The organism is Paenalcaligenes hominis (assembly GCF_011927625.1).
GTDB lineage: Bacteria > Pseudomonadota > Gammaproteobacteria > Burkholderiales > Burkholderiaceae_B > Paenalcaligenes > Paenalcaligenes hominis.
The window spans coordinates 310,386-337,126 of the sequence record NZ_JAATIZ010000003.1; the positions used below are offsets into that span (position 1 = coordinate 310,386).

The window sequence follows — 26,741 nt, forward strand, 5'->3', positions numbered from 1 at the left end:
TTATTTGCAAGCGTCGTAGTTGGTAATATCGATATCAAACCACTTTTGGCTAGCAGTTTTGATCGTGCCGTCTTCGATAAGTTTGCACAAAGCAGCATCGACTTTTTCTTTTAGGTCAGTTTTATCTTTGTGAATACCAATGGCAATACCATAGCCTAGAACCTCGGGGTCTGAGGAACCTTTAATGACTGTTTCTGTTAGAGCAAAGTCATTGTTATTCATTTGCTTTAGGAAGCGAGACTGAGAGGTAAGATCCGCAAACGTGCCGTCTAAACGACCCGCATCCAGGTCAATTTGCATTTGATCCAGTGTCTCGTAGTCTTTGATAGTGACTTTAGGGGCAACTTTGGCTAAAAATGCGCCGTGGGTAGTGCCGCCCTGAACACCAATGGTTTTGCCTTCGAGGCTATCGTAAATAGCATCGGCCGAACCAGCTTTGATACCGTCGGCGTCGTTTTTAAGGATAAAAATGGCGTCTTCTACGGCATAAGGCAAGCTGAAGTTGATGCGTTTGGCGCGCTCAGGGGTGTATGACATACCTGAGATAATTAAGTCAAAGCGGTTGGCGCTTAGCGAGGGGATAAGGCTGTCGAAGGACTGCACGGTAAACTGACAGTCAGCATCCAGTTGCTTACAGAGGGCTGCACCCACATCGGCGTCAAAACCAGTGACCGTACCCGCAGCATCCACCATAGACCAAGGGGGGTAGCCGCCTTCGGTACCAATTTTATAAGATGTGGCCGCCAAGGTCGCGACACTAAACAGGGCTAAACCTGCCCCGATTAGGGTTTTTTTGATATTCATTTAGATCTCCTAAACCTAAGCCAAAGGTTGTAAAAACTGTTGTAGACGCGCCGATTGAGGGTTGCCAAAGAGATCTGCAGGCGCACCAGTCTCTTCGCATATGCCGTTGTGCATAAAAATAGCATGGTTTGAGACCTCGCGAGCAAACTGCATCTCGTGGGTGACCAGAATCATGGTTCGGCCTTCTTCGGCAAGCTGACGAATCACGCGTAGCACCTCGCCCACCATTTCTGGATCCAGAGCAGAAGTGGGTTCGTCAAAGAGCATCACATCAGGATCCATCGCCAGCGCACGTGCAATAGCAACGCGCTGTTGTTGTCCACCGGAAAGTTCAGACGGATAGGCGTCGGCCTTGTGAGCAAGACCGACTTTAGCGAGTAGGTGTAAAGCGTATTCGGTAGCTTGAGCCTTGGCAATTTTTTTTACATGCACGGGGCCTTCGATCACATTGTGCAGTACAGAGCGATGCGACCAAAGATTAAAATTTTGAAACACCATGCCTAAACGGGCACGAACCTGCTCAAGAAGCTTTGGATCTGAGCTGACCATTTGGCCATTGCGCTTGGCGCGTGTACGTAAGACGTCTTTACCAATTTGGACCTCACCCTGATCTGGGATGACGAGATGATTGATACAGCGTAGTAGCGTGCTTTTTCCGGAACCGGAAGCACCAATAATAGAAAGCACATCTCCTTGGTGAGCATGAAACGAGATGCCTTTAAGGACCTCGACGTCGCCAAAGGCTTTATGGATATTACGTACCTGCACAGCGCAAGCAGCAGAATCAGTTGAAACGGTCACTGTTTTGGCCGCGGTTTAGAGTTAAAAGACACATTATAAACAGCTTTAGAACTAAAACCGCCTTCTTGTCGGGATTATCCCGACAAGAGGGCGGTTTTTGATGCGTTATGACGCAGTAGAGGGCTTAGGGGTATAAGCCACGTAGCTCACGAGCCTCTAGGATACGGCTACAGGCCGAAATAAAAGCGGCAGTGCGCAAGGTGACGTTGTGTTGTTTAGCAACGGCTGCGGTGGCTTGATAAGCCTCGCGCATCATTTTGCCCAAACGCTCGTTAATCACGTCTTCCTCCCAGAAATAACTGGAGAAGTTTTGCGCCCACTCGAAGTAGCTAACGGTCACACCACCGGCATTCGCAATCACATCGGGGATGACGAGGATGCCTTTGCTGGCCAGAATATCGTCCGCCTCGGGAGTAGTAGGGCCATTGGCACCCTCAATAACAATTTTTGTGCGTAAACGGTCGGCATTGTTTGCGGTGATTTGGTTTTCCAAAGCCGCAGGAATAAGAATGTCTGACTCTAATTCCCAGAATTCGTCTGCACTGATGATTTCGCCAGCATTACTGCCGACCAAACCAACTTTTGGGTTATTGCTCGCTAAAATGGTAGGAACATCTAGACCATTTTCAGCATAAATGCTGGCGGTGTGGTCTTGAAGGGCGATGACTTTAGCACCGGCTTCGTGGAATAAGAGCGCAGCAATGCCGCCCACATTACCACAGCCCTGAACAACAACGCGAGCACCGGTTAGATCCAAACCTAATTCACGCGCTGCTTCAACGCCTACTGTGAATACACCACGGCCTGTGGCTTCGACCCGACCTAGGCTGCCGCCTAAAGAAATCGGTTTGCCAGTAACAACGCCGGTGGCTAGGTGACCTGTCTTCATGGCATAGGTGTCCATCATCCATGCCATGGTTTGACCATTTGTATTAACATCTGGAGCTGGAATGTCCTGATCGGGTCCGATAATCAGACTTATTTCACTGATGTATCGGCGAGTGACACGTTCTAACTCCTTTTGAGAGTAGTTGCGAGGGTTGATACGAATACCACCTTTTGCGCCTCCGAAAGGCACATTTACGGCAGCACACTTAACAGACATCCAGGCAGATAAGGCCATGACTTCTGATAAGGTGACATCTTGGTGATAACGTACGCCCCCTTTTCCGGGACCGCGTGCCATATTGTGTTGGACGCGGTAACCTTCGAAATGAGCAATCGTTCCGTTATCGAGTTCTACGGGAACATCGACGGTCAAAATACGTTTAGGACGTTTAAGGGTTTCAACCCACTTCCCCAGCTTACCCAAATAGGGAGTCACACGCTCCACCTGTTCTAAATAAATGCCCCAAGGACCAAGATCGTCGGGGTTTAAGTAAGTAGGTAGATCGTGTTGAGTTGGCTGATTCATTAATCAATCCTCTTGCGGTTATGCGGAGGTCTACGGGAAGCAAAAAACAACCACGGCAATAAGACCCATTCAGCAAAGTTGGGTCTACGAGTTGTGTGGTGTATCGCCTTAAAGAGAATGCTGTTACTACTGAACAGCAAAAATAAATTTAACGTTAATTAAGCATGATTGTCACGTTTTATTGATACTTCAGGCCTAAAAAAACGCTATTTTTTTGTACATAAGGCGCAAATTGTAGTGTGTGTCGCTGTTATGTCAAGTTTGAGCATAACCTAAAAATGCCTGTAACACAGCAAATCTAGGGTTAAGCAGGTGTTAATCGTTTGGATGATCCCAAATGGGCTTAACGATCAGCAGGGCTTTGGTAAAATAGATGTTTTAGCTTTAGATAGGGCAGTCATGCAGCAGCAATTACAGGCGATTCAGCAGCGCATCGTACAGGCGTGTGATCAAGCCGGACGCGATGCTTCAACCGTCCGACTATTACCCGTCAGTAAAACCTTTAGTCATGACCGCGTACAGCAGGCCATCGATTTAGGTCTGCGCCGTTTTGGGGAAAGTCGCGCTCAAGACTTACGTGAACGCGTCAGCCACTTCACTCGCTCTGATGTAGATTGGGTAATGATTGGGCATGTTCAAACCAATAAAGCCAAAGAGATTGCGCGCTATGCCAGCGAACTACAGTCATTAGACCGGCTGGCTTTGGCTCAGGCCCTACAGCAACGGCTCGAGCTCGAGCAGCGTAGCTTAAGGGTCTTTATTCAAGTCAAAACAGCACGTGAGGCCAGCAAATCTGGGCTAGAGCCCGCTGAGCTATTGGGTTTTTTAACGCAAATTAAGTCATGCCATCGGCTGCAGCCGGTAGGTTTAATGACCATGGCCACCCAAACCAACGACGCGAACGAGGTACGACGTTGTTTTGCTCAGCTAAGGCAGCTCCGTGATCAGGCCTTGGCACAAGGACATGCTAATATCCAGCGCTTATCAATGGGTATGAGTAGCGATTTCGAGTTGGCTATTGCCGAAGGCGCCACAGATATACGTGTTGGCTCGGCTTTGTTTGGTGAACGCGATAACCCATAAGATAGTTAGATGTGACGCCGATGAGCTAAAGCTATTTGTGCAAACGCTACCTGTAGCTCGGGGCTTGCGCCCTGAAATACGATAGGGCGCCCGCGCTTAGTAAAACAAATTAAACGCTTTGAGAAAAAAAGTGGCACAAATTTGGCGAACTTTAGATCTTGCCAAAGTAGCTCGCGTTTAAGAATCCATTCCTGTTGGATGCCTGCCGTCGTAATAGTGGTTTGGCCTACTAGCATAAAATAAGCCACCACAATCATGCCACAAAAGGCGAGCACCACGCAGGCAATAATACTAGTGGCGACTTGATCGCCATAGTGCGTTGCAATAAAACCTAGACGCAGCCCGATCAGTGCAATAACTGCCCAAGCCATCAGTGCAATGGGTTTAGGCCAAGAACGCCCGCGTATAGGTAAATTGAGACTAAGTAAAAGCTGTTGCTGTTCAGGGCTTAGGGCTGGGTTCATAAACTAGGTGTTTTTTAAATATAATGCACGGCCTGCACGGCTGTTGGTGGGTTTGCCGATTTGTTCGGAAATCCAGGCACCTGTTTGTACCAAGTCGTCTAGGTTTATACCTGTGTGAATGCCCATACCGTGCAGCATGTAGACTACGTCTTCGGTGGCAACGTTGCCTGTGGCGCCTTTTGCATAAGGGCAGCCCCCCAAGCCTGCTACTGAGCTATGGAAAATATGGACGCCAACGTCAAGGGCGGCTAGGATATTGGCCAGCGCTTGACCATAGGTGTCATGAAAATGCCCAGCGATGCGATCTAAAGGGATAATTTCAGCGACCGCTTGCAGTAAACGCGCTGTTTTAAGAGGCGTGCCTACCCCAATGGTATCGGCAATGTCGAATTCCTGAACGCCTAAGTCTTGCATACGTTTTACGACATCTACTACTGTTGCAATGGCGGTTTCCCCCTGATAGGGGCACCCTAATGCGCAGCTGATACTACCACGCAATCGAATCTTTGCGGCGTGCGCGGCTTGGGCAACAGGAATAAAACGCTCGATGGACTCAGCAATACTGCAATTAATATTTCGCTGTGAAAAGGCTTCGCTAGCGGCACCAAAAATAACTACCTCGTTAGCGCCTGCCGCTAAGGCAGCCTCGAAGCCGCGCAGATTGGGAGTGAGCGCTGAATACACCACCCCATCAAGGCGCTCTATGCCTGCCATGACTTGGTCGCCATCTGCCATTTGGGGCACCCATTTAGGCGATACAAAAGAAGCCGCCTCTACGTTTTGAAAACCCGCGCGCGCCAAGCGATTGACGAGCTCTATTTTTGTGGCGGTGGGTACAAAATTTTTCTCGTTTTGAAGACCGTCGCGCGGCGCGACCTCGACAAGTTTAACGGCTTTGGGATAATGCATGGGGTCTCCTAGGTGCGTAAATAGCGTCCATCAGCCTGTGCAATGACCAGATCCATGAGCTCTAGCTGCACCAGAGCGCTAGCCACTAGCGTAGCGCTTAGACCGCTGCGCTGATGAATGACATCAAGGCTGGCTGGGTCAAACCCCATCGCTGTGAGCACTTGCTGCTGCTCTGGAGCAAGAGACTCAGGGAGAGGGCGGGTGGTGCTTTTCGCTAAAGGTTTTGATGGCGGACGTAGATGGTGTCCTAATTCTTCGAGTATATGTTCTGCTGATTCTACCAGTTTTGCCCCTTGTCGGATCAATTGGTGACAGCCCTTGTGTAGAGGGGAATGAATAGAACCAGGAATAGCAAAGACCTCGCGTCCTACCTCGCCTGCAAACCGTGCGGTAGTTAACGAGCCGCTTTTTAATGCGGCCTCGACCACAATAACGCCGCGAGAAAGGGCAGCCACTAAACGGTTACGACGCACAAAATGAAAGGGCAACGCTTTAGTAGTGAGGGGAAATTCAGAAACTAAGAGGCCTTGTTCTGCAATGAGGTGAGCCAGAGCACGGTTTCGAGCGGGGTAAACCAAGTCCATGCCCGTTCCCAATACCGCAATGGTACTGTTGGCTTGTTGCGCGGCCAAAGCGCCCCGATGGGCCGCCGTATCGATACCAGTCGCTAGCCCGCTGATAATGCACCAGCCTTGATCGGCCAAAAATTGGGCAAAGTGATACGCGTTTTCTAGACCAGGAGAAGTGGCATTGCGCGAGCCTACAATAGCCAAAGCTTGGTGATTAAGCTGACTGAGATTGCCTTTGGCATACAGGATAAGGGGTGGGTCGGCCAGTTCGAGCAAGGTCTTTGGGTAATGGGCATCCGCCAGACACAGAATATGTTGGTCTGAAGCCTGAGCCCATTCCAGTGTGGCTTGAATTTGGGCCTCGAGTTCGGCGCTGGGCGCACTTCGTAGCTGCGTGGCTAAGGAAGTGTCGATATAGCGACTAAGTGTGCTGATGGATTGGTGGTAAAGGTGGGGCGGCAAACCAAAATTAGCTAACAGCAGACGGGCTGTATGAGCAGTCAGGTTGGGCTCTAGGGATAGGCGTACCCACGCATAGAGTTCGGAGGGGGGGATTCGGGGCGTCGTCATAGTTAAATTGTACGATTGATTGGTTAAGCACGGGTAGCGTGACAAGTACGTATGAGCCATTCATCCCGTTTCTTTACGTATGGCTAAAGACCAAATCGCGGCTTTATCTCAATACACTCATTGTCGCTAAATGCCACGTTCAAGAGCGGGCATTTTTAGGCAAAGTCTACAGAGTGTATTAAAATGAAGGTATTCTTATTTATTTGGGGTGGTGTGGTGTTAGTTTTACTAAATAAGCCAAATCACTCAGGTTATTATGGCGCTATTACCTATACTTCAATACCCAGACGAGCGTTTGCACACGGTAGCTAAACCGGTGGAACAGGTAGACGACCGCATTCGTCAACTAGTCAAAGACATGGCAGAAACCATGTACGATGCCCCTGGGGTCGGCTTAGCCGCCACTCAGGTCGATGTGCACGAGCGGGTTGTAGTCATCGATGTATCCGAGCAGGGCGACGAGCTTTTAGTCCTCATTAACCCTGAAATCACATGGTACAGCGAGGAAACTAAAATCCACGAGGAAGGCTGTTTATCTGTCGCTGGCATTTACGACAAAGTAGAACGCGCCTCGGAAATTAAAGTCAAAGCTTTAAATGAAAAAGGCGAAAGCTACGAGTTTCATGCGGCAGGTTTATTAGCAGTGTGTGTACAGCATGAACTCGACCATCTTGATGGCAAAGTCTTTGTTGAGCACCTTTCCATCTTGAAACAAACCCGAATTTTAACGCGGTTACGTAAACAGCAGCGCGAGGCACGCAAGGCCGAAGCAAAGGTATCGGTATGACCTTAAAGGTGGTATTTGCGGGTACGCCCGAGTTTGCGCAGTTAGCGTTACAGGCCATTTTAACAGCGGGCTATACGGTGCCGTTGGTATTAACCCAACCCGATCGTCCTTCGGGGCGCGGCATGAAATTGCGTCCGTCGCCCGTAAAGCAGGCCGCCTTAGAGGCGGGCATCCCCGTGGCCCAACCCCTTAGTCTGCGTCTAGATGGCAAGCATCCCAACGATGCAGCGGCGGTACAGCAGCAATTACAGGCCATTCAGCCTGATATCATGGTGGTGGCCGCCTATGGGCTAATTTTGCCGCAGTGGGTACTCGATTTACCACGTCTTGGTTGTGTAAATATTCATGCCAGTCTTTTACCGCGCTGGCGTGGGGCGGCGCCCATTCAGCGTGCCATTGATGCTGGCGACGCCGAAACCGGCATTACGATTATGCAAATGGACGCGGGCTTAGACACCGGCGATATGTTGGCTGTACATACCTTAGCGATTACGGCTGACCACACCGGGGGAAGCTTACACGATGACTTAGCCCAGTTGGGGGCGCAGGCCATTGTACACGCCCTTAATAAGCTAGAAACCACCGGTTTAGCTGCCGTGCCACAGCCTTCACAAGGCGTGACCTACGCAGAAAAGCTGCATAAATCCGAATCAGCCCTCGATTTCAATTTGCCCGCTAGCCAGTTAGCACGTCGAGTGCGTGCGTTCAACCCGGTCCCTAGCTGTACGATGCTGCTGCCAGGCCTAGAACAACCCGTCAAAGTATGGCAGGCTCAGGCCCTAGACCAGCCTAGCACTGCTGTGCCGGGTACGGTTTTGGCGGTCAGCGTAGACGGCATAGACGTTGCCACAGGCAAGGGCGTATTACGCTTGCTCGAGCTTCAGCGCGCTGGTAGCCGTAGGCAGCCGGTAGCTACCTTCATTCAGGGGTGGCAACTGCCTGCTTAGCGCGTTGCTGTTGGCGCCACTCGATATAACCAATCGCGGCGCCACTGCCACCCACAATAGCAATACCTAGCCAGCTTAATGCATCGGGAAATTGCCCCCATACTAACCAGCCCAAGCCCGCAGCGCTAATAATCTGCGTGTAAACAAAGGGGGCTAATACCGAGGCAGGGGCGCGTTGATAGGCTTGGATTTGCAATAAATGCCCCAAAGCACCAAAGACGCCCGTGGCCATTAACACCGCCCATTCTTTGGGGCCAAAGGTCGCAAATATAGGCCACACCTCGGGCAAAATAAATGGCATTAATAACGAGGTCAAGACGGTGCCCACCGAGCCGCTCCAGATTAAGGTCGTGAATGCGTCTTCGGCCGCCAAACGACGCGTCACAATATACTGTGTCGCAAACAGGATGGCAGTAATCAACCCAAACATGACCCCAAGCGGATGTAAACCCGAGCTAGGACGAATAATAAGCAATACGCCTAAAAAGCCAACGCCTGCTGCCACCCAACGTGAAAGCCGTGAAGGCTCTTTGAGTAACCAGGGTGCAACTGACAGCACGAGCAAGGGCGCTAGGAAATTAATGGCCGTTGCCTCAGCCTGAGGCAAATAGCGTAAAGCAGAGAAAAAAGACAGCGTGGCAAACAACATAATCAGGCCACGTAAGACCTGATCGTGAGGGCGATGGGCTTTGAATACCTTGATGCCTCGCATGGGAAGCACCACGGCTAACACCAAAAACCAATGGATCATATAACGTGCCCAGCACATGACCAGCAAGGGCAGTCCAGCCGCCATAATCCACTTGCCACTAGCGTCTAATGACGACAGCGCCCAAGTAGAAAGAATTAATAGAACAATTCCAACAATAGGGCGCTGCGGCGTAGACATAAAAAATGCCTTAAAGAAAGGATTAAGAGTGAAGTAGGTGCTCGATAGTATGGCCTACATTCAGCAATTGTGCATCATGGTGGGCTGGAGCAGCGACCATTAGGCCGACTGGCGCTGTACCTTGGGTATGACAAGGAATGGACAACGCACACCCATCTAGAAAGTTAACTATAGCAGGGTTGCGTAAAATTAGACCATTAGCGCGGAAATAGGCTTCCTCATCTGCCAATTCGTCGATGGTGGGTGGCAGCAAAGGCGTCGTTGGCATAAGCATGGCATCATAAGGTGCTAACAGGCTTTCCATTTGGGCAATCCAGTGTTGCCGCGTTTGCTCGAGCTCAATGTAATCCGCCGCCGTTTGGCTTTTACCACGCAAAATGCGCGAGGCCACACGCGGATCGTACAGCGCTTCATCCGTTTCCATCTGTTTTTGATGGTAGAACCAAGCCTCTGCACACACCAAGCCGCCGGTGCGATTGATATAAGGTAATTGGTCTAGCTCTGGGATTTCTCGTTCATCGATGCTTACCCCGTGTTTTTTTAGCTTATCCAGTGCCGCAATAAAGTCGGTTTTGACCTTTTCATCGGCCTGACTCAACACGTAGTTAGTCGGTACCACAAAACGTAATTGGGTCGGGTCCATGCGGATGAGCTCGGGCTCGGGCTCGCCACTTAATACGGCATCGACTAGCGCACAACACTCTACCGACAAACCAAGCGGGCCGCTTGAGTCTAGAGAGTGCGACAAAGGCATCACACCTGCACTGGGAATACGCTCAGCAGTGGGTTTAAAGCCAGTAATACCGCAAAAAGCGGAAGGAATACGAATGGAGCCACCGGTATCTGTACCTATGGCAGCGACGGCCATGCCGTCTGCGACCGACACGCCTGCACCGGAAGAGGAACCGCCCGGAATACGGCCGTGCTCTCTGTCCCAGGGGGCACGGGGGGTTCCGTAGTGCGGGTTGATACCTAATCCGGAAAAAGCAAACTCTGTCATATTGGTGCGACCAATAATCACAGCGCCGGCTTCTTGGAGGCGGTGGACGAGTGTGGCGTTTTCTGTAGCGGCGGGCGCGTCTTTAAGTAGAGCAGAGGCCCCACGGGTGACGTCACCTTTGTAATCAAAAAGATCTTTGATAGAGATAGGGATGCCTTCTAGAGCCGAACGGCTTAGACCGGCTTCACGTAAAATGTCGGAAGCTTTAGCAGCTGCTAAGGCTTGTTCTTTATAGACAGAGATAAAGGTGGTTGCACCTTCGCCAGCTGGGTCGGCAATGCGTGATAGCGCCTGCTGGGTTAGCAAAACGGCTGTGGTTTCCCCGGCATCTAGAGCGTGTTGTAGCTCACGAATACGTGCAAAAGAGGTCGACATGATGGAATCCCTATGAGTAAACAATCTAATTAAGCGATTTCAGGCAAGAACTCAATATCGTACGTATGACGGATACTGCGCTCAAGCCGAGGATCGTAAAGCTCCATCGTAAACTGAGCCGCTGGACGAATTGAGCCGATAGTAGCGACTGTACCGCACGTCATAGCTGTTTGGTTTGGTAAATGATCCTGACCAAAATGCTTTTTAATTAAGTCGATGGGGTGCAATAAAGTAGCTACCGCACCGTCTTGATAGGCGACTTCTTGACCTTCTTCAAGGATCCAAGCACGTAGTATCAGCTCATCCCAATGAGCAGCCACATCGCTATAACGCCATGCCTGTTGGGCCGTAGGTTTTACACAAATTTGCTTAGACAGGGCAACGCTGTGTGCCTCTAGGGCGCGATCAGTATGATCAGAGGCCAGGCTAACGCATAACTCGTTGTTATGGTTAAACACCAGTACCTCGGCCTCGCCTGAGCTATGTGGGCCCACCACCTGAACACGTGAGCTCTGAACAAGTTGGTTTGTGGCAATACGATAGTACAACGGTACATCGCTAGGACGAGGCACACCCAATTCAGCGAGCTCTAAAATATGATGCTCAATTGCATCACGGTCGCGACCAGCCCAGCCAGCCACAATACAGTGGTCTACACTGACTTGAATGGACTCATTGCTACCATCTGCGCCGACAAGATCAAAATTTAACAACATGGAAAACTACCTTTAACCAAATATTTGCGGTAACCAAAGGGCGACGTCAGGGAATACCGCAAGGATAAACACCATTCCCAAGAGCATCAGTACAAAAGGCAGACTACCCAACATGACATCGTTCATGCTGCCCGTAGTGCGTAAGCTTTGAACCACAAACAAGTTCAAACCCACGGGTGGAGTGATTAAGGCCACTTCAACCAGAATAATAATGACAATGCCTAGCCAGACTGGATCAAAGCCCAATGCAATCATGACAGGTGCCACGATAGGAATGGTAGTGATCATCATGGATAAGGTTTCCATGAAACAGCCTAACACTAAGTAAAAGACGACTAACACTAAAAGCATCATCATGGGCGAAACGCCTAGCTCTGTGATGGCCTGAGTAATCGCATTAGTTAGACCAATACCCGACATGATGAAGTTTAAGAACGCGGCGCCAATGACGATTAGCATGATCATTGCTGTGGATTTCATTGTGCCTTCGAAGCACGTCAACAGCATTTTCACAGACAAGCGACGGCTAAACGCAGCAAGAATTAAGGCTCCGATCACGCCTAAGGCAGCGGCCTCGGTGGGGGTGGCTACCCCTGCATAGATTGAGCCGACCACTAAAAAGAAAATGAGCAGCGGCGGAATTAAATGCACCAAACTGGTTAGGCGTGCAGACCACGAAGCACTGATTTTTTTACCACCCCAAGCGGGTTTAACCATACATGCTAAAGCAATGACGGCCATAAATAGCAGCGCCATACCTAAACCCGGCACAATGCCAGCGAGGTAGAGCTTGGGTACAGAGGTATTCGTTAACACACCATAAATAACAAGGTTAATTGAAGGGGGAATTAAAATACCGAGCGTTCCACCTGCTGCCAAGCTACCTAAAAATAACGGCTCGTTGTAGTTTTGTTTTTTGACTTGAGGTAAGGCAACCGTACCTACCGTGGCAGCAGTGGCCACACTAGAGCCAGAAGTAGCAGCGAATAAGGCGCTTGCGCCAATATTAGCGTGCATTAAACCGCCGGGTAACCAAGACAACCATAGGCTCATTGCGTTGTACATGCGTTCAGCTAATCCCGAGCGCAGGAGAATCTCTCCCAACATAATGAATAAAGGTACCGCGACCAAAAGAAATTCATTGCTTGTACCCCATGCCACTTCACCCATAGCGCGGCTAAGAGGTAAAAACGAGTACAAAGGGTCAAGAATTAGGCCAAGTACGCCCAAGGCGGCGCCCACAGGAATGCTAACGCCAATTAAAACAAGCAGTAGGGTCAGAGAGGTGGCAATCATTGCTGCTCCATTTGCACAATACGTTTACCGGCTTCGGCTTCTTCGCTGGCTTCTTCTTTGGCGGTTCGCATGCCGCAGATAGCGCGGACTTGCTCAATGTCTCCGGTGACCAGAGCTAAGGAGGCACGTAACAGCATTAATGCCAACACCACACATAACCAAACTAAGCCGGCAACCCACAGCATTTGAGGGATCCAGAGTGGCGTGCCCAACAGCGTATTTGCTGTCGAGTGGCTATTCCATGACATACCCGCGACTTCGGCAGCGTAGCGAGTGAGGTACACAATAAACACCGCTAACACCACTAAGGCTAGCCAATCGCAAAAAGCGGCTAAACGGGCAGGTAGATGCTGATAAATCGCATCAATACGAATATTGGCACGATCCAGTGTGGCAAAAGATAGCGCCCATGAAATGCTAATGGCAAATGCGTAACCGGACAGTTCGTCAGAGCCACCTAAAGGCGCATTAAATAATTTACGGCTTAATACATCCGCCGTAATGTACAAAGCACTCAATAAGGTCAGAGAGCCTGCTACCCAAATGGCAAAACGAGACAACGTGGTAGCGCCATTGAGCAGTCGTCCCAACAAGGATGTAGGAGTAGGAGTCGTCATGGGTCACACCTAGGGAAAAGAGGCGTTTGACTTGATGAAATCAAACGCCCGGTTAGAGCTGAGTTACAGCCTAACCTTAAAAGAAGAACTAATTAGCTGCGTCAAACAACACCGGTGCAACTAGAACGTTAAAGCTTTCTACACAGTCAGTAGAGCAACGAGCTGCCCAAGCAGGAATCACGGTTTTATCCATGACTTCTTGCAGAACACGACGGTCCTCATCAGTAGGCTCAACTAATTTCATCTTGCCTTTAGGCTCTAGCGTACAAGCGTCTGCACCCGTATTACAGTCATACCCTTGTTGGGTTTCGGCTGCGGCTGCATCCCAAATGTTATCCACGAGAGTTTTTACGTTTTCTTCGAGGAAGGTTTGAACTTTGGGATCAAGTTTGTTCCAGAACGCTTTGTTAGCGACGATTAGCTGTTGGTTCCAGTTGATAGGTAAGGCGTACAGGTGATCGCTGACCTCGTACCATTTGGCTGAGTAACCGGATAATGAACCCGTGATCGCGCAATCCACCACACCGTTTTGCAATGCAGGCACCACTTCGCCGAATGGGATAGTCACACTGCTGCCACCAAAGGCTTGAACAAATTCGGCCTGAGTGCGGCTGCTGGTACGGACTTTCTTGCCTTTTAGGTCATTAAGACCAGTAAAACTGCCTTTGCAAAACAGAACCTGAGCCGGGTACGTAGAAATGCCTAACAACTTGGCATTGTTAGCATCATAGTGCTTTTCGTAAACGGGCAAAAAGGCTTCAGTTACCGCACGTGCGGTCTCAATATCGGGAGCTAAACCCGCCAAATCGATGGCTTCGTTAATGGGGTTGTCGGTTGCAAAGTAAGCAAGGGTGGCGCTACCAATCGGGATCACGCCTTGGCTGACTAGGCGTAATACCTCGGGGCCTTTTAGACCCATTTCGTTATAGCCCTTAATGTCTACAGTGATTTTACCGTCAGACAACTCAGGAATGGTTTTTGACCAGAAAGGGAGCTCGCCATTTTGGTACGCTGTTAGGTTGCTTAAGCCACCTACCACGTTCAATTTGGTTTGGGGGAGGTCGGTAACGACCTCTTGTGCCTGCGCGTTCAGTGCAGTAAAACCCATCAATAGGGATGCAGCGAATAAACGTTTCATACGGAGTCTCCTGTATATAAGCCCATAACTAAGCCATATAGAAACAATTGAATGTAATTAGACAGAATTGCACCGTATTCGCTGCCTACTGTCCAATTGTATGTTTAGATGCAGGGCTATAAGAAAATCTTATACTTAATAAGTAAAGTCCTCGGCGATATGTTGAGCTAAGCGTGCCACAGTACGAGCCGCATGACTGTCTGGTGACTTCAACCAATGCGCATAAAACTCTAACGCCGGAAGAGGCTGATCGACGTCCAAAAGACGCAGTTTCCCTTGGGATAATAGGTCTTCTACCAGCACTTTAGCGAGCAGGCTAACCCCCATTCCACGCGAGGTCATGTGGATAATTGTACTAAGTGAAGCGCTCCCATAAATGCGTGGTGACGGGACTTTTGCATCCCGCAAAATGTGGGTAACAATACGGTAGGGCAAACTCCCAACAGGATATGTGATTACAGGGTAAACCCCTAGGTCTGACATACGCAATTGACGCTTAGGTAGCTTCAAATTTGGGCTAGCTACCCAAGCCAAAGCGTACTCGCCAATAGGCATGTATTCAGTATTGTTATCCGTTTCTTTTCCTACAAAAAAAGCCAGATCTAGTTGATAGTTCAAGAGTTTTTCTTTCAGGACTTGGCTTGTATCCACATGAATTTCAATATTCAAAGCAGGATATTGCAAATAAAGCTGTTCAATTAACAAAGGAAGCCAAGTATGTACCAAGGTTTCAGCCACACCAAGGTGAAAGGTGCCTTGAATAACGCTAGTGCTTTGTGCCACATGCAGCATCTCATTGCGTTGATCTAGCAAGCGCTGTGCATGGGGCAGAAGTTCATGGCCTTTATCGGTTAGCTTGATACCACGCGCACCTCGGTCAAATACACGTGTTGATAGCTCGCGCTCAAAACTTGCAATGCGTTGGGAAATGGATGGCTGAGTGGTATTCAGTTTTTCAGCGGCAGCGCTGAAGCCACCTAATTCAGCGACCCAAATAAAGGCCTCAATTTGTTTAAAATCAATCATTAAGCGGCTTCTGCAAAAAGGAGTAAAAAAGAGCGGGGAGGCGAGAACAAAAACACAGTAAACATTCTACAAACAGAATAACTAGCAATCAGTGTGAGTTGAGTTACTATAGCTCTACAAAAAAGCGAGCGTTATTTAGGCCCACCCAAGATAAACGGTTATGAGTAAAAAAATATTAATAGTACGCACGTCTTCGTTAGGGGACTTAGTGCATATGTTGCCTGCTATTACGGACATAAAAACGAGGTTCCCTGACGCGCAAATCGATTGGGTTGTCGAAGAGTCTTTTGCCCAAATCCCAGCGTGGCACCCTGCCATACACGAGGTCATACCGGTCGCACATCGACGTTGGCGTAAACAGTGGTGGTCCGCTCAATCTAAAAAAGAACGTCACGCTTTCAAAGAACGCCTAACTCAAACGCAGTATGATGTTGTGTTAGACATGCAGGCCTTGTTAAAGACAGTATGGATCACGCGGCTAGCAAAAGGGGTAAAACATGGTTTAGACTGGAAGTCAGCACGAGAACCTTTGTGTTCCTTGTTTTATGACGTAAAACACCGCGTCGAGTTCTGGCAACCCGCCATCACACGGCAACGTTTATTAGCCTCCTTGGCGTTTGATTACCCCTGCACGGGGGCGCCAAACTATGGTTTACAAGGTATCACCCATGCCGTCGCGGTAGAACCTGTAGCGATGATTATGCCATCAGCCAGCCGTGATGATAAATTGTGGCCCGAAACGTCTTGGCACCAAGTGTTTGATTTTTTACAAAAAAGTGGTCTGGGTTTACGTCTCCTAGCCGGAAATGAGCACGAGGCTGAGCGCGCTCGACAACTACTAATAGGCCGTGAAAATGCGGTGGTTTTACCACGAATGGGGTTAACCGAAGTCGCGCATGAGCTTGCTAAAGCTCGCATTATGGTAGGCTTAGATAGTGGACTGACGCATTTATCAGCCGCACTAGAGCGTCCCACTATTGGCATTTATAAAGCTTCTACGCCTGTTCGCACACCTTTAATAAGCAGCGCCTATACCGCTAGCTTAGGGGACAGAGGCCAAGAACCCAGTGCTGAAGTTGTGCTAAGCGCAATCCAACAAGCTTTTAGCTTGGGATAACAGTACAATATATGTTTGTTGTTTGAAGGTTTTGTACGTTTGAGTCGTTTTATATATACCGTGTTGCTGCGTTTGATTTCACCCATTTTATTAGGGTGGATGTATTTACGCGCGCGTCGGTCTGGGGGGCAGTGGCAGGTATTTAGCCCACTACGGTTTGGTTACTATGGTAAAACCCCCAGCCCAACCCAACCTGTAATTGTTGTGCATGCTGTCAGTTTAGGTGAAATGAGAGCCGCTCAACCACTAGTACAAGCCCTATTAGACGCAGGACACCAGGTCTTATTAACGCATTTGACGTATACCGGCTATGCCGAAGGGCAACGTGCATTTAATAAAGCCTTGGCCGAAGGCCACTTGCAACAACAATGGCTGCCTTACGATTTCCCCGGTGCCGCCCGTCGCTTTTACGCACACTATCAGCCCAAGCTATTCATCGTCATTGAACGCGAAGTCTGGCCTAACCTTATGCATCAGGCGTATCGCGCCGATATCCCTTCCTTTCTCGTCAGCGCCCGATTCTCGGCGCGCTCTTTACGTAAATCTCTACGTATAGGCCTGCTGATGCGTCAAACATTAGGTTATTTCACTGCTATTTATGCACAGACCTACCAAGACGCTGTGCGTCTTGAACTTGCTGGGGGTAAAGGCGTACGCGTATCGGGCAATTTCAAGTTTGATGTGCAGCTCTCCCAAGACCAAGTAGAGCGCGGCAAACAATTCGCCAACTCACTAGGACGCAAGATAGTTGTCATTGCCAGTACCCGCGAAGGGGAAGATCAGCTATTTATTGATGCCATGCGTCGCTATATTCGCCGTGAACACAGCATGGATCTAGATAGTCAGCAGCGCACTTTGTTTTACTTAATCCCGCGCCATCCTCAGCGCTTCGAATCGGCTGCCATTTTACTTGAAGCCGAAGGCTGGAATGTGATTCGTCGCACAGAGTTGATGACCACTGGCGATTGCACGAGCAGTTCATTAGCTTGTTGTAAAAATGCTGACGTCGTCTTGGGGGACTCATTAGGTGAAATGCCGTGGTATTACGCCCAAGCTCAAGTGGCTATTATTGGCGGCAGCTTTGCGCAGTTAGGCGGCCAAAATTTTATTGAAGCCTGCGCCTTAGGCGTACCGGTTATTGTAGGCCCACATACCCGAAATTTTGAGCAAGCTGTTAACGATGCCCTAAGTGAAGGGGCGGCAGTGCGTGTGACCAATGCAGAGGCTGCGCTAAAACAAGCTATGCATTTACTTGATGACAGCAATCAACGCCAAACTATGTCAGATGCTGCGTCTTTTTGGGTACGTAAACACACTGGGTCGGTGGATCGCGTAATGACGGGTGTAAAAGAGGTATTAAAAAAGCAGTACGTGCGCAACGACCACCGTTAAATCAAACGCTTTACCCTGCGATAGACAACAAAAAACCCGCCTAAGCGGGTTTTTTGACTCGTGCAAAAATTAAACTTTTTGTACGGATTTAGCTTGTGGACCTTTTTGGCCTTGGGCTGGCTCGAAAGAAACACGTTGGTTTTCTTCTAGAGATTTGTAGCCTGAACCAAGAATGTCGGAGTGGTGAACGAAAAGATCTTTGCCGCCGTTTTCAGGAGAAATGAAGCCAAAGCCTTTTTCGTTGTTGAACCATTTTACGGTGCCGTATTCTGTTTGCATGATATGCGATTCCTTAAATAAATGAGCAATGTGCCCTAAGTAACAGATTTTCAAGGGACAAAATTATGCAATCCAATTTACTAAGACAGCAAACAGTATTGAGCGAACTTCGACGAACTTGATAACCTACGCCTATACTTTAGACTGTTTTATATCATGACGTCAAGATAATTTATTAAGGGTTTATGCTAGGGTAATAAGTTTATATTTATTGGAATTAAGGCCAGAGAAGGTTACAAAATATAAGAAGATATTTTTTTGGCGGCATTAATTAAATAAGGGATGACTTCAGCCTCGTATTTTTTTCTGTCCAAGGAGTAAGCAGGGTGACTAACGGACAGAACATAAGGGATAGAGCCATTGAAAGGGTGGATAATAGGGGACGCACTAGCAACCATTGTATTTTTAAATTGTTGCCAGCTCGTCAAGGATTCTGAGTTTCTGGCTTTTTCAACTTTAAGCAATAATTCATCCAAATTCTTAGGCGTACTTTCTGAAAAGAGTTTCCATTCCTTAACTGTCTTATATCGTTCTATTATTTCATTATTATTTAAACCAGATAATAAAAATTGTCCAATAACCGTAGCGTGGGCAGGCCAACGAGTACCTATCAAAATATTAGAGGTGAAAGCCCCTAGAGCTTGAATATTTTGAATATAAACAATGTCAGTTTGATCCAACACAGATAGATGCACAGCCGTATGCGTTTGGTCGCGTAGCTGTTTCATAATTGGTACAGCCTGTTCTGTAATGTCGATGCTAGCTAAGGCACTGTAGCCAAGCTGCAAGGCTTTGATATTAAGCGTGTAGGTTTTTTGCTCATTGCGATTGAGATAGCCGCAATATTCTAAAGTTTGTACCAAACGAAATGCGCTTGAGCGATTGATTTCTAGAGATTGAGCAATTTCTGACAGGGCTAGTTCGGTTTTTGTTGGGCTGAATAACTCTAGGATCTTTAGGCCACGGATTAAGGCGGGTACAAGATATTTTTCGTTTTCGTTTGTACTCATTTTGATGCAGCTCACCTTTTAATTACCAAATAGATACAGCATTAATGAATCCCATTATAGCGGTCTTTTGTTCCCTAAAAATTCCACTTCGTATGCCTTTATACGCCGTGGTTCTGACGCCATAGTCCACACGATTCTCTTGCTCTTGTGTTGTATAGACCCCTACTTACCCCTCTTAAGTAGGGGTTTTTTCCTATGTGCAAGATAAATAATCCAAGCTTAAATGAAGTTGTTTTGTATATTAAACTATGTTTTGCAGGTAAAACAAGGGGGTTGGGATGAATTGGTTTAAGGTGTGTGGGATTCATGAAGTCTCGGAAGATATGCCCAAAGCCATTGAAATAAAAGGCAACCAAGTGGGAATTTTTAAGGTTGATGAGGATTTCTTTGCTATAGAAAACGTTTGTCCTCACGCCTTTGCCCTCTTAACCGATGGTTTTATTGAAGATGAGAAAGTGGAGTGTCCCTTACATGAAGCTATTTTCGATATCAAAACGGGTGTGCTTGAAAGTGGGCCAGGATGCAGAAATTTGCATATTTATCCCACTAAAGTAGAAGGCGAAGAGATTTTGATTCAGTGCGAAACAAACTAAAGAGGCAAAGAAATGGAATACAACACAAAACTTCAGTCTTGGGTTCATGCGATTCCCAGCACTGAAGCAGGGATCAACAACATTCAAAAACCTGGAGTAGTAGAGCACATTGTTTGGCAAAACCGCTCACATGCGCCTACCGAGTATGAAAAGCAGCTTGCAGATCATTTAATAAAAGCGTTTAAGCAGGGTGCAACAGAGTTAGATGACATTGTGAGTTGTTTAAACGAGCAAGGTTTATTGCTAGAGACGGGAGAAAAGTGGACAACGGCTAACTTTCAGGCAGAAATGGCTCGACTCGGTTATTAAAAGAGGGATGAAATGAAAGATTTTACTTCAGCAGATGAGTATCTAGAGTATGGGTTACGAGATTTGTGGTACCCCGTTTTAGCAAGTTGGGAGGTAGCCTCTAACCCAGTGGGTATTACTCGCTTAGGGGAAAATATTGTCGTTTGGCGTGATAGCCAAGGCAAGGTTCATGCCTTAGAAGACCGATGTCCACATCGTGGGGCGCGCCTTTCATTGGGGTGGAATTTAGGGGACCGAGTAGCGTGTTGGTACCACGGGGTCGAAGTAGGCGGCGATGGAGTGGTTGCCGATGTGCCTGCTGTTGAGTCCTGTCCCTTAGAAGGCATGAAATGTGTGAAGTCCTATCATGCACAAGAGCTAAATGGAGCCATTTTTCTTTGGTTTGGCGTCAATGCCGATCAAGAGCCCACACCTCTACAGCTTCCTGAGCAATTAAGCAGTGATGAGTGGAGCAGTTTTTTGTGTAGAGCGGATTGGGGCGTGAATTATATGTACGCCGTTGATAATGTGATGGATCCTATGCATGGCACCTATTTGCACAGTCAGTCTCACTCAATGTATCAAGGTGACCGTGTTGCGAATATGAGCTTACGTCCTACTGAAGAGGGGTTTGTATTTGAGAAAGAAGGCCAGGCGCGCATCAACTTTGACTGGGTTGAATACGGTCAAACAGGCGGTGCTTGGCTGCGCCTATCCATTCCTTATCAGCAGCAGTTTGGGCCTGGCGGCGACTTTTTCATTATTGGTTTTGCTACGCCCATCGATAAAGACAACACCCGCGTGTTTTTTTGGCGCTGTCGAAAAGTGAGTGGTTGGCAACGTCATGTATGGCGCTTTATGTACCGGACTCATTTAGAGAAATTGCATTGGGATGTGCTTGAACAAGACCGCATCATATTAGAAAACATGGCACCCAATGCCAAAGAGCATGAGTTCTTGTACCAACATGATGTGGGTTTAGCACGGTTGCGTAGACAGTTTAAAAAAGCGGCTCAAACTCAGTTTAAAACCCTGCAAGAGCAAAAAACCGTTGCCGAGGCTTAACGCAGGGGGTGTCAATGAGTTCAATTAGCACGCTACTTTCTAATAAAAAAATAGTCATTACCGGTGCTGCACGCGGCTTAGGGGCTGATTTTGCCCAAGCCGCTTTGGCTGCAGGGGCTGAGGTTTTATTAGCGGATATTTTAACTGACCGCTTAATGGCATTCGTTCAAGAGCTTCGCCAACAAGGCCTAAATGCTCATGGTCTTTCCGTAGATATTAGTCAACAGGAGTCCATTGCGGGCTTAGGGCACTGGATACAGGAGCACTGGGGGCATGTGGATGGGCTAGTGAACTGTGCCGCTTTGGCTACGGGAGTGGGCGGTAAAACCTTAGAGCACTACTCCCCCGACCTGTGGGACCAAGTCATGTTGGTAAACGTCAAAGGAACTTGGTTAGTGACGCAAGCGGTACTGCCTTATATGAAGCAAGCAGATCAAGGCAGCATCGTGAACATAGCCTCAGATACTGCTTTGTGGGGTGCCCCCAAACTCATGGCGTATGTGGCAAGCAAAGGAGCCATTGTTGCCATGACACGCTCTATGGCCCGAGAACTAGGCGAGCACAACATTCGTGTTAATACGATTTCACCCGGCTTAACGCTAGTAGAGGCCACAGAGTATGTGCCTGAAGAACGTCACCATCAATATGTATCAGGTCGAGCCTTACAGCGGGCTCAATATCCGAACGATATTAATGGCACCGCTTTGTACTTATTGTCTGATCTCTCGTCGTTTGTTTCAGGTCAAAACATACCTGTAAATGGCGGTTTCGTCTTTAACTAACCGCTTGAGTAAGGTTATTTAGCATGATTAATGGACTCAAAAACTTAACTTTTGGCGTAGAAGACTTAAATAAAGCCAAAGACTATTTGTTTGATTTTGGTTTGGATGCTGCTGCAGAGCAATACGCCGACTCGTTACATTATGCCTTGCCTAACGGCAGCACAGTGCAGGTGTTTGAGTCTGATCATCCTGATTTACCTCCTGCTTTTGAAAGCGGGTCCACATTACGAGAGGTGACTTGGGCAGTAAACCGACCTCAGGATTTGCAGCAATTAGCACTTAATCTACAAGGTCAGCCGGGATACGCCTTCGATGGCACTGTGCTGCGTTGCATAGACCCGAATGGAATGAGCTTGCGGTTTGAGGTGGCCCAATTGGGCATAGCAACTCAGGCTTTAAGCCCAGCAATAAACCAATATGGCCACATACAACGGGTAAATGAAGCCAGTCCGGTTTATGAAAAAGCCAATCCAGTGGCCATAGGACATGTGGTGTTTTTTACCCCTGACTTAGAAGCAGTACAAGCGTTTTATGAAGAAAAACTAGGTTTTTATTTATCAGATGCCTATACAGATCGTGGAGCGTTCTTGCGCTGTAGCGCTCAAGGATGGCACCACGACCTATTTTTACTGAAGCTGCCTAATCGAGAGCAAGCAGGATTAAATCATGTGGCCTTTGTGGTGCGTGATATCCATGAGGTTATTGGGGGCGGGCTCAATATGAACAAAAACCGGTGGGATTCGTTTATTGGGCCGGGACGTCATCCTGTTTCTTCAGCCTATTTTTGGTATATCCATTCTCCTCTAGGCGGTGCATTTGAATACTACACCAACGATGATTATCTCACCGCAGCCTGGCAGCCTCGACACTTTGATTATGCCTTAGAGCTCTTTACAGAATGGGCGATTGATAAAGGTATTGATCCCACTACTCGACGTCAGATTAGCTCACAGTAAAGGAGAGGCCATGGAAACTATTGTGGTTATTGGTGGAGGGCAAGCTGCAGCAGTAGCGGCTTTTACCTTAAGGCAAGAGGGCTATCGCGGTGCTTTGCATATTATTTCGGATGAGAAAAATATATTTTACGAACGCCCACCGCTTTCAAAGCAAAACCTGTTAGCCCCCACAGAGCTAAGCGCCATCCAATTTTATACCCCCGATGTGATAGCTGGGTTAATGATTGATTGGCATTTGGGGCGTAGAGCAGTAGACCTAAATACCCAAGCTAAAGTGGTACGTCTTTGTAATGGCGATCAGTTGGCTTATGACAAGCTATTACTAGCAACTGGTAGCAGTGCGCGGATTATTAATCCGGCTTGGCTGCAACTCGAAAATGTGCATGAGCTGCGCTCTTTTCTACATAGCCATCGACTACGTGAGTGTTTGGAACAAAGCCAACGCTTAGTAGTAATTGGTGGAGGGTGGATTGGCTTAGAGGTAGCGGCCTCAGCACGCCAGCGTGGCTTAGCAGTGACGGTCTTAGAGCGTGGTGAACAAGTGTGCGGGCGTAGCGTGACATCAGAGGTTGCGCAGTTTTTGCAAAATCTACACCAAAGTGAAGGCGTTGAAATCCTAACGCATTGCGGAGCCATTGAATTAGCCCAAGGCGACTCCCAAACAGTGCAAGTGTTTATAGAGAACGAGCTTTATTCTACGGCGGATGCCGTATTGATTGCTGCAGGAGCTCAATTAAACACGGAGCTGGCTTGTGTTGCAGGTCTTGAGGTCCAAGGAGCAGTAGTGGTCAATGAGTATTGCCAAACCTCCGAACCAGATATCTATGCCGCAGGCGATGTGGCTATTCATCCTGCTTTGGGGATCAGCATGCAGTCATGGGCCCATGCTCAGAACCAAGGGGCAACCGCCGCTAAGCATATGGTAGGCAAAGAAGAGCCTTATCAAGACATTCCTTGGTTATGGTCTGACCAATATGACTGCAATATCCAGATGTTAGGTACACCTTCTCCTTCCTTGTCTTGCGTTATGCGCGAAAGCGGCGCACGCCAAAAAACATTCTTCTATTTTGATGAAAATAAAGTGCTTCGTTACGTCGTTGCCGTTAACGATGCCAAAAATATCAAAATAGCTAAACGCTGGATGCAACGTCAGGTAACCGTTACGCCTGAGCAAGTGGCAGATCTAAACATCAATTTAATGACAATAAAGTAAAAGCACCTTGAGGAGTCAGGAGACATGGAGACAGTGAATACAGGCTTAGCCCACAGTGCACCGCCTAAAAGTATGGTTAAGCATTGGACACCAGCAGTGGTGCTCATGTTTTGTGTGGTATTGGCTTTTTTTGACAAGATTAGTATCGCAGTGCTGTTTGCCGACCCAACCTTCCAAAACACAATGGGCATAGCTCAGGATAGAGCCAAAGCAGGGTGGTTGATGACAAGCTTTCTATTAGCTTATGGGTTTTCATCAATTTTCCTTAGCTTTTTGGGCGATATTTTTAACCCTAAACGGGTGTTGTTTTGGAGCGTAGTGAGCTGGGGCGTATTAATGCTCATTATGGGGGTCACCTATACCTACGAGGGAATGCTTATAAATCGCATACTGTTAGGTATAGCAGAAGGTCCTTTATTTGCTTTGTGCTATAGCATCGTAAAGCAGCGATTTACAGAAAAAGAGCAAGCGCGAGCTTCGACGATGTTTATTTTAGGAACACCAATAGGGGCAGCACTAGGTTTCCCAATTACCGCATATGTCTTACAAAATCACGACTGGCACACAACCTTTTATGTAATGGGTGTGTTGACCTTAATCATGGCAATTTTTGTAGTGATTGGCCTTAAAGACGTAGTAATTACAAAAGACCGTCGTCAGCAAAAAGCAGATCATAAAACCAACTTTAAAGTGCTTGCCTCTAACCCTGGCTTTTGGATTATCTGTATTTTCAACATCTCCCTAATGACTTATCTGTGGGGCTTGAATAGCTGGATTCCTACCTATCTTATTGAAGAGAAAAATTTCAATCTGAAATCCTTCGGCATGCTGTCGTCTATTCCCTTTATCAGCATGCTTGTAGGGGAAGTAGTTGGTGCTTTTTATTCCGACAAGGTGTTTCATCAGTCCCGTGCCAAACAAGTTTTTCTCGGGCTGTTTGTAGCTGGCATTGCTATGTATGTGATGACCTTGGCAAGTGGCGTTTGGATGGTGATTTTAGCCATGTCTGTTAGCTCCATGTTCTGGGGAGTCGCCGTTTCCGCCGTCTTCCCCTTATTAGGTCAAGTAAGCACCAAAGAAGCAGCAACGACGGCAGGCGGAATTTTTAATGGCTTAGGAAATTTCGGTAGTGCTTTGGCACCCGTATTGATTGGTTACATCGTCACGTTTACTGGTGACTTCAACAACGGCATTTACTTTTTAGCTTTAGTTGCTGTGGTTGGTTCACTGATGTTGGTGGCTTTGATTAAACGTTATTAATTCATCGTTTGTATAGTAAAGGAGTGCTGTTATGAGTCATACATTTCCAGGTTGGGTCCGCAAAGAATCCCAGTCATTAGAAGACTGGATGGCTACACGTATTGCTCGATTTGAAACGCGTCGTTATGACTTTGATGCATTAAAGTTTCAGGCTGATTTTGATCCTAAGTACCGCCGTGCCCAGATGCGTTATATGGGAACAGGAGCAACAGGAGTAGCAACCGACTCCAATACCGTCCCAGCAGAAAACTTTACTTTTTCTACTATGGTCTTGCCTGCTCAATGCGAAGGCCCATTGCATATCCATAACGATGTAGAAGAAGTGTTTTTTATGTTGCGAGGTTCTATTGAGCTGACTTTAGAGGACAACGGAGAAACCTACACTACCGTCTTGAAAGAGCGGGATTTGATTTCAATTCCTCCCGGTATTTATCGTGGTTTATATAACCCCACACAAGAAGATGCATTGATGTGTGTGATGCTAGGTACCAATAAGCCAGAAATACCTACGTATCCTGAAACGCACCCGCTTTCTAAAGTAAAGCGCAACGCTTAGCTGTATTGGAGTGAGTAAAGCCGATGTTAGACCAAATCGAATCCCTATATAGACAATCCAATCATGGCTTAAGTTATATCGATAATCAGGCCGAAGCAGACGTTTATGTATTACTGCATGGGATTAGCTCTGGGGCAAAGTCTTGGGTCAAGCAGTTTGTGACCTTAAAAAAATCCTGTCGGCTTATTGCTTGGGATGCACCTGGCTATGGCAAAAGTGCTGGGTTATTAACCAGCACGCCTACTGCACAGGATTATGCGCTACAGATTAAGCAGCTGTTGGATGAGCTAGAGATTCGCACACCTGTCACAGTAGTGGGGCACTCATTGGGGGCTATGATGGCCGCAGCTTTTGCCAAGCTGTACCCAGAGCAAACTAAAAAACTCGTTTTAGTGAATCCGGCTCAAGGCTATGGGGGCCATGCCAGTACAGACCAAGAACGGGTGTACCGTATGCGCCCAGAGCTACTTAAACGCTTAGGGCCAGCAGGCATGGCTAAAGAGCGCGGGCCACGTTTACTGGCTCAACCTACGCCCCTTAATTTAGAGGTGGTGCAGGCGGTTTCTGCCGGGCTAACGCAACAGGGTCTAACTCAGGCGTCGTACTTACTCGCTTATGACAGCATTGATTGGTATTTGAATTCTTTATCAATGCCTATCCCACTTTGTTACGGAGAAAAAGACAGCATCACTCCTCCTGAGGGTATGTTTGATTTAAAGCAGAAATACTCAAATTTAGAGTTAATTCCTCTCGCCGCAGCGGGACATTTGGCCTATTTGGATCAACCAGCGCTTTTTAATCAACAGGTATTTCAAATCTAAACAG

General features: G+C 47.8%; 29 protein-coding genes. 14 read left to right on the plus strand and 15 right to left on the minus strand.

Annotated elements, in window-relative coordinates; all coding sequences use genetic code 11:
• The 3 genes from GGR41_RS08620 to GGR41_RS08630 form a co-directional block, all read right to left on the minus strand.
• On the minus strand, positions 1–804 hold the full coding sequence (locus GGR41_RS08620) for a transporter substrate-binding domain-containing protein (protein WP_167661479.1): 804 nt from the start codon (positions 802–804) through the stop codon (positions 1–3).
• A 15-nt stretch (positions 805–819) separates the two neighbouring features.
• Entirely contained in the window at positions 820–1,605 is a 786-nt protein-coding gene (locus tag GGR41_RS08625) for an ABC transporter ATP-binding protein (RefSeq protein ID WP_167661480.1), read from the minus strand.
• A gap of 124 nt (positions 1,606–1,729) precedes the next feature.
• Positions 1,730–3,019 carry a Glu/Leu/Phe/Val family dehydrogenase gene (locus GGR41_RS08630; protein WP_167661481.1) on the minus strand — a complete coding sequence of 430 codons (1,290 nt, stop codon included), beginning with the start codon at positions 3,017–3,019 and terminating at the stop codon, positions 1,730–1,732.
• A gap of 399 nt (positions 3,020–3,418) precedes the next feature.
• On the opposite strand from GGR41_RS08630, the gene GGR41_RS08635 reads away from it, so the two are divergent.
• Positions 3,419–4,102 (plus strand): YggS family pyridoxal phosphate-dependent enzyme, encoded by a 684-nt coding sequence (locus GGR41_RS08635; RefSeq protein WP_167661697.1) that lies wholly within the window; start codon positions 3,419–3,421, stop codon positions 4,100–4,102.
• A 5-nt stretch (positions 4,103–4,107) separates the two neighbouring features.
• Here GGR41_RS08635 and GGR41_RS08640 read toward each other — a convergent pair whose 3' ends face one another.
• From GGR41_RS08640 to dprA, 3 genes are read right to left on the minus strand one after another with little or no spacing between them, the layout of a single operon-like run.
• Positions 4,108–4,566 (minus strand): hypothetical protein, encoded by a 459-nt coding sequence (locus GGR41_RS08640; protein ID WP_167661482.1) that lies wholly within the window; start codon positions 4,564–4,566, stop codon positions 4,108–4,110.
• 3 nt (positions 4,567–4,569) lie between these two features.
• Positions 4,570–5,475 carry a hydroxymethylglutaryl-CoA lyase gene (locus GGR41_RS08645; protein ID WP_167661483.1) on the minus strand — a complete coding sequence of 302 codons (906 nt, stop codon included), beginning with the start codon at positions 5,473–5,475 and terminating at the stop codon, positions 4,570–4,572.
• An 8-nt stretch (positions 5,476–5,483) separates the two neighbouring features.
• Positions 5,484–6,614: a DNA-processing protein DprA gene (dprA, locus tag GGR41_RS08650; protein ID WP_167661484.1), complete on the minus strand. Its 1,131-nt coding sequence runs from the start codon at positions 6,612–6,614 to the stop codon at positions 5,484–5,486.
• A gap of 256 nt (positions 6,615–6,870) precedes the next feature.
• Here dprA and def point away from each other — a divergent pair, with 256 nt between their 5' ends.
• Together def and fmt are read left to right on the plus strand one after the other, a co-directional pair.
• Positions 6,871–7,401 carry a peptide deformylase gene (gene def, locus GGR41_RS08655; RefSeq protein ID WP_167661485.1) on the plus strand — a complete coding sequence of 177 codons (531 nt, stop codon included), beginning with the start codon at positions 6,871–6,873 and terminating at the stop codon, positions 7,399–7,401.
• Positions 7,398–8,348 (plus strand): methionyl-tRNA formyltransferase, encoded by a 951-nt coding sequence (fmt, locus tag GGR41_RS08660; protein WP_167661486.1) that lies wholly within the window; start codon positions 7,398–7,400, stop codon positions 8,346–8,348. Before def ends, fmt begins: the two co-directional genes overlap by 4 nt.
• Here the strand turns inward: fmt and GGR41_RS08665 are convergent.
• The 7 genes from GGR41_RS08665 to GGR41_RS08695 all read right to left on the minus strand — a co-directional run bounded on the left by GGR41_RS08665 (position 8,320) and on the right by GGR41_RS08695 (position 15,405).
• Positions 8,320–9,237, minus strand: coding sequence for a DMT family transporter (locus tag GGR41_RS08665; protein ID WP_167661487.1), 918 nt, complete (start codon positions 9,235–9,237; stop codon positions 8,320–8,322). The genes fmt and GGR41_RS08665 overlap by 29 nt on opposite strands.
• A gap of 22 nt (positions 9,238–9,259) precedes the next feature.
• Positions 9,260–10,612, minus strand: coding sequence for an amidase (locus GGR41_RS08670; RefSeq protein ID WP_167661488.1), 1,353 nt, complete (start codon positions 10,610–10,612; stop codon positions 9,260–9,262).
• Positions 10,613–10,641: 29 nt separating this feature from the next.
• Complete coding sequence (locus GGR41_RS08675; protein WP_167661489.1) at positions 10,642–11,328, minus strand: DUF2848 domain-containing protein; 687 nt, start codon at positions 11,326–11,328, stop codon at positions 10,642–10,644.
• A 12-nt stretch (positions 11,329–11,340) separates the two neighbouring features.
• Positions 11,341–12,624, minus strand: coding sequence for a TRAP transporter large permease (locus GGR41_RS08680; RefSeq protein ID WP_167661490.1), 1,284 nt, complete (start codon positions 12,622–12,624; stop codon positions 11,341–11,343).
• Positions 12,621–13,241, minus strand: a complete 621-nt coding sequence (locus tag GGR41_RS08685) for a TRAP transporter small permease subunit (RefSeq protein ID WP_167661491.1) — start codon at positions 13,239–13,241, stop codon at positions 12,621–12,623. Before GGR41_RS08685 ends, GGR41_RS08680 begins: the two co-directional genes overlap by 4 nt.
• 88 nt (positions 13,242–13,329) lie before the next feature.
• Positions 13,330–14,379: a TRAP transporter substrate-binding protein gene (locus tag GGR41_RS08690; protein WP_167661492.1), complete on the minus strand. Its 1,050-nt coding sequence runs from the start codon at positions 14,377–14,379 to the stop codon at positions 13,330–13,332.
• Positions 14,380–14,514: 135 nt separating this feature from the next.
• Complete coding sequence (locus GGR41_RS08695; protein ID WP_167661493.1) at positions 14,515–15,405, minus strand: LysR family transcriptional regulator; 891 nt, start codon at positions 15,403–15,405, stop codon at positions 14,515–14,517.
• 160 nt (positions 15,406–15,565) lie between these two features.
• Between GGR41_RS08695 and waaC the strand changes: the two genes are divergently transcribed.
• Together waaC and GGR41_RS08705 are read left to right on the plus strand one after the other, a co-directional pair.
• The gene (gene waaC / locus GGR41_RS08700; RefSeq protein ID WP_167661494.1) at positions 15,566–16,522 is read left to right on the plus strand and encodes a lipopolysaccharide heptosyltransferase I; all 957 of its coding nucleotides are present in this window, start codon (positions 15,566–15,568) and stop codon (positions 16,520–16,522) included.
• Between the two features lie 39 nt (positions 16,523–16,561).
• Positions 16,562–17,914: a 3-deoxy-D-manno-octulosonic acid transferase gene (locus GGR41_RS08705; RefSeq protein ID WP_167661495.1), complete on the plus strand. Its 1,353-nt coding sequence runs from the start codon at positions 16,562–16,564 to the stop codon at positions 17,912–17,914.
• 69 nt (positions 17,915–17,983) lie between these two features.
• On the opposite strand, the gene GGR41_RS08710 is transcribed toward GGR41_RS08705, so the two are convergent.
• Together GGR41_RS08710 and GGR41_RS08715 are read right to left on the minus strand one after the other, a co-directional pair.
• Positions 17,984–18,193: a cold-shock protein gene (locus GGR41_RS08710; protein ID WP_167661496.1), complete on the minus strand. Its 210-nt coding sequence runs from the start codon at positions 18,191–18,193 to the stop codon at positions 17,984–17,986.
• A gap of 233 nt (positions 18,194–18,426) precedes the next feature.
• Positions 18,427–19,203 carry an IclR family transcriptional regulator gene (locus GGR41_RS08715; protein WP_167661497.1) on the minus strand — a complete coding sequence of 259 codons (777 nt, stop codon included), beginning with the start codon at positions 19,201–19,203 and terminating at the stop codon, positions 18,427–18,429.
• 278 nt (positions 19,204–19,481) lie between these two features.
• Between GGR41_RS08715 and GGR41_RS08720 the strand changes: the two genes are divergently transcribed.
• Genes GGR41_RS08720 through GGR41_RS08760 form a run of 9 tightly spaced genes read left to right on the plus strand, consistent with a single transcriptional unit; the run spans position 19,482 to position 26,737 of the window.
• Positions 19,482–19,796, plus strand: coding sequence for a non-heme iron oxygenase ferredoxin subunit (locus tag GGR41_RS08720; RefSeq protein WP_077733997.1), 315 nt, complete (start codon positions 19,482–19,484; stop codon positions 19,794–19,796).
• A gap of 12 nt (positions 19,797–19,808) precedes the next feature.
• The gene (locus GGR41_RS08725) at positions 19,809–20,105 is read left to right on the plus strand and encodes a recombinase-like helix-turn-helix domain-containing protein (RefSeq protein ID WP_077733996.1); all 297 of its coding nucleotides are present in this window, start codon (positions 19,809–19,811) and stop codon (positions 20,103–20,105) included.
• Between the two features lie 12 nt (positions 20,106–20,117).
• Positions 20,118–21,149, plus strand: a complete 1,032-nt coding sequence (locus tag GGR41_RS08730) for an aromatic ring-hydroxylating oxygenase subunit alpha (protein ID WP_167661498.1) — start codon at positions 20,118–20,120, stop codon at positions 21,147–21,149.
• A gap of 8 nt (positions 21,150–21,157) precedes the next feature.
• Positions 21,158–21,931 carry an SDR family oxidoreductase gene (locus GGR41_RS08735; RefSeq protein WP_373868045.1) on the plus strand — a complete coding sequence of 258 codons (774 nt, stop codon included), beginning with the start codon at positions 21,158–21,160 and terminating at the stop codon, positions 21,929–21,931.
• Between the two features lie 23 nt (positions 21,932–21,954).
• The gene (locus GGR41_RS08740; protein WP_167661500.1) at positions 21,955–22,887 is read left to right on the plus strand and encodes a VOC family protein; all 933 of its coding nucleotides are present in this window, start codon (positions 21,955–21,957) and stop codon (positions 22,885–22,887) included.
• Positions 22,888–22,897: 10 nt separating this feature from the next.
• Positions 22,898–24,100 (plus strand): NAD(P)/FAD-dependent oxidoreductase, encoded by a 1,203-nt coding sequence (locus GGR41_RS08745; RefSeq protein WP_167661501.1) that lies wholly within the window; start codon positions 22,898–22,900, stop codon positions 24,098–24,100.
• A gap of 24 nt (positions 24,101–24,124) precedes the next feature.
• Entirely contained in the window at positions 24,125–25,360 is a 1,236-nt protein-coding gene (locus GGR41_RS08750) for an MFS transporter (RefSeq protein WP_167661502.1), read from the plus strand.
• 31 nt (positions 25,361–25,391) lie between these two features.
• Entirely contained in the window at positions 25,392–25,916 is a 525-nt protein-coding gene (locus GGR41_RS08755) for a cupin domain-containing protein (RefSeq protein WP_167661503.1), read from the plus strand.
• A 23-nt stretch (positions 25,917–25,939) separates the two neighbouring features.
• Complete coding sequence (locus GGR41_RS08760) at positions 25,940–26,737, plus strand: alpha/beta fold hydrolase (protein ID WP_167661504.1); 798 nt, start codon at positions 25,940–25,942, stop codon at positions 26,735–26,737.
• The last annotated feature ends 4 nt before the right edge of the window (positions 26,738–26,741 follow it).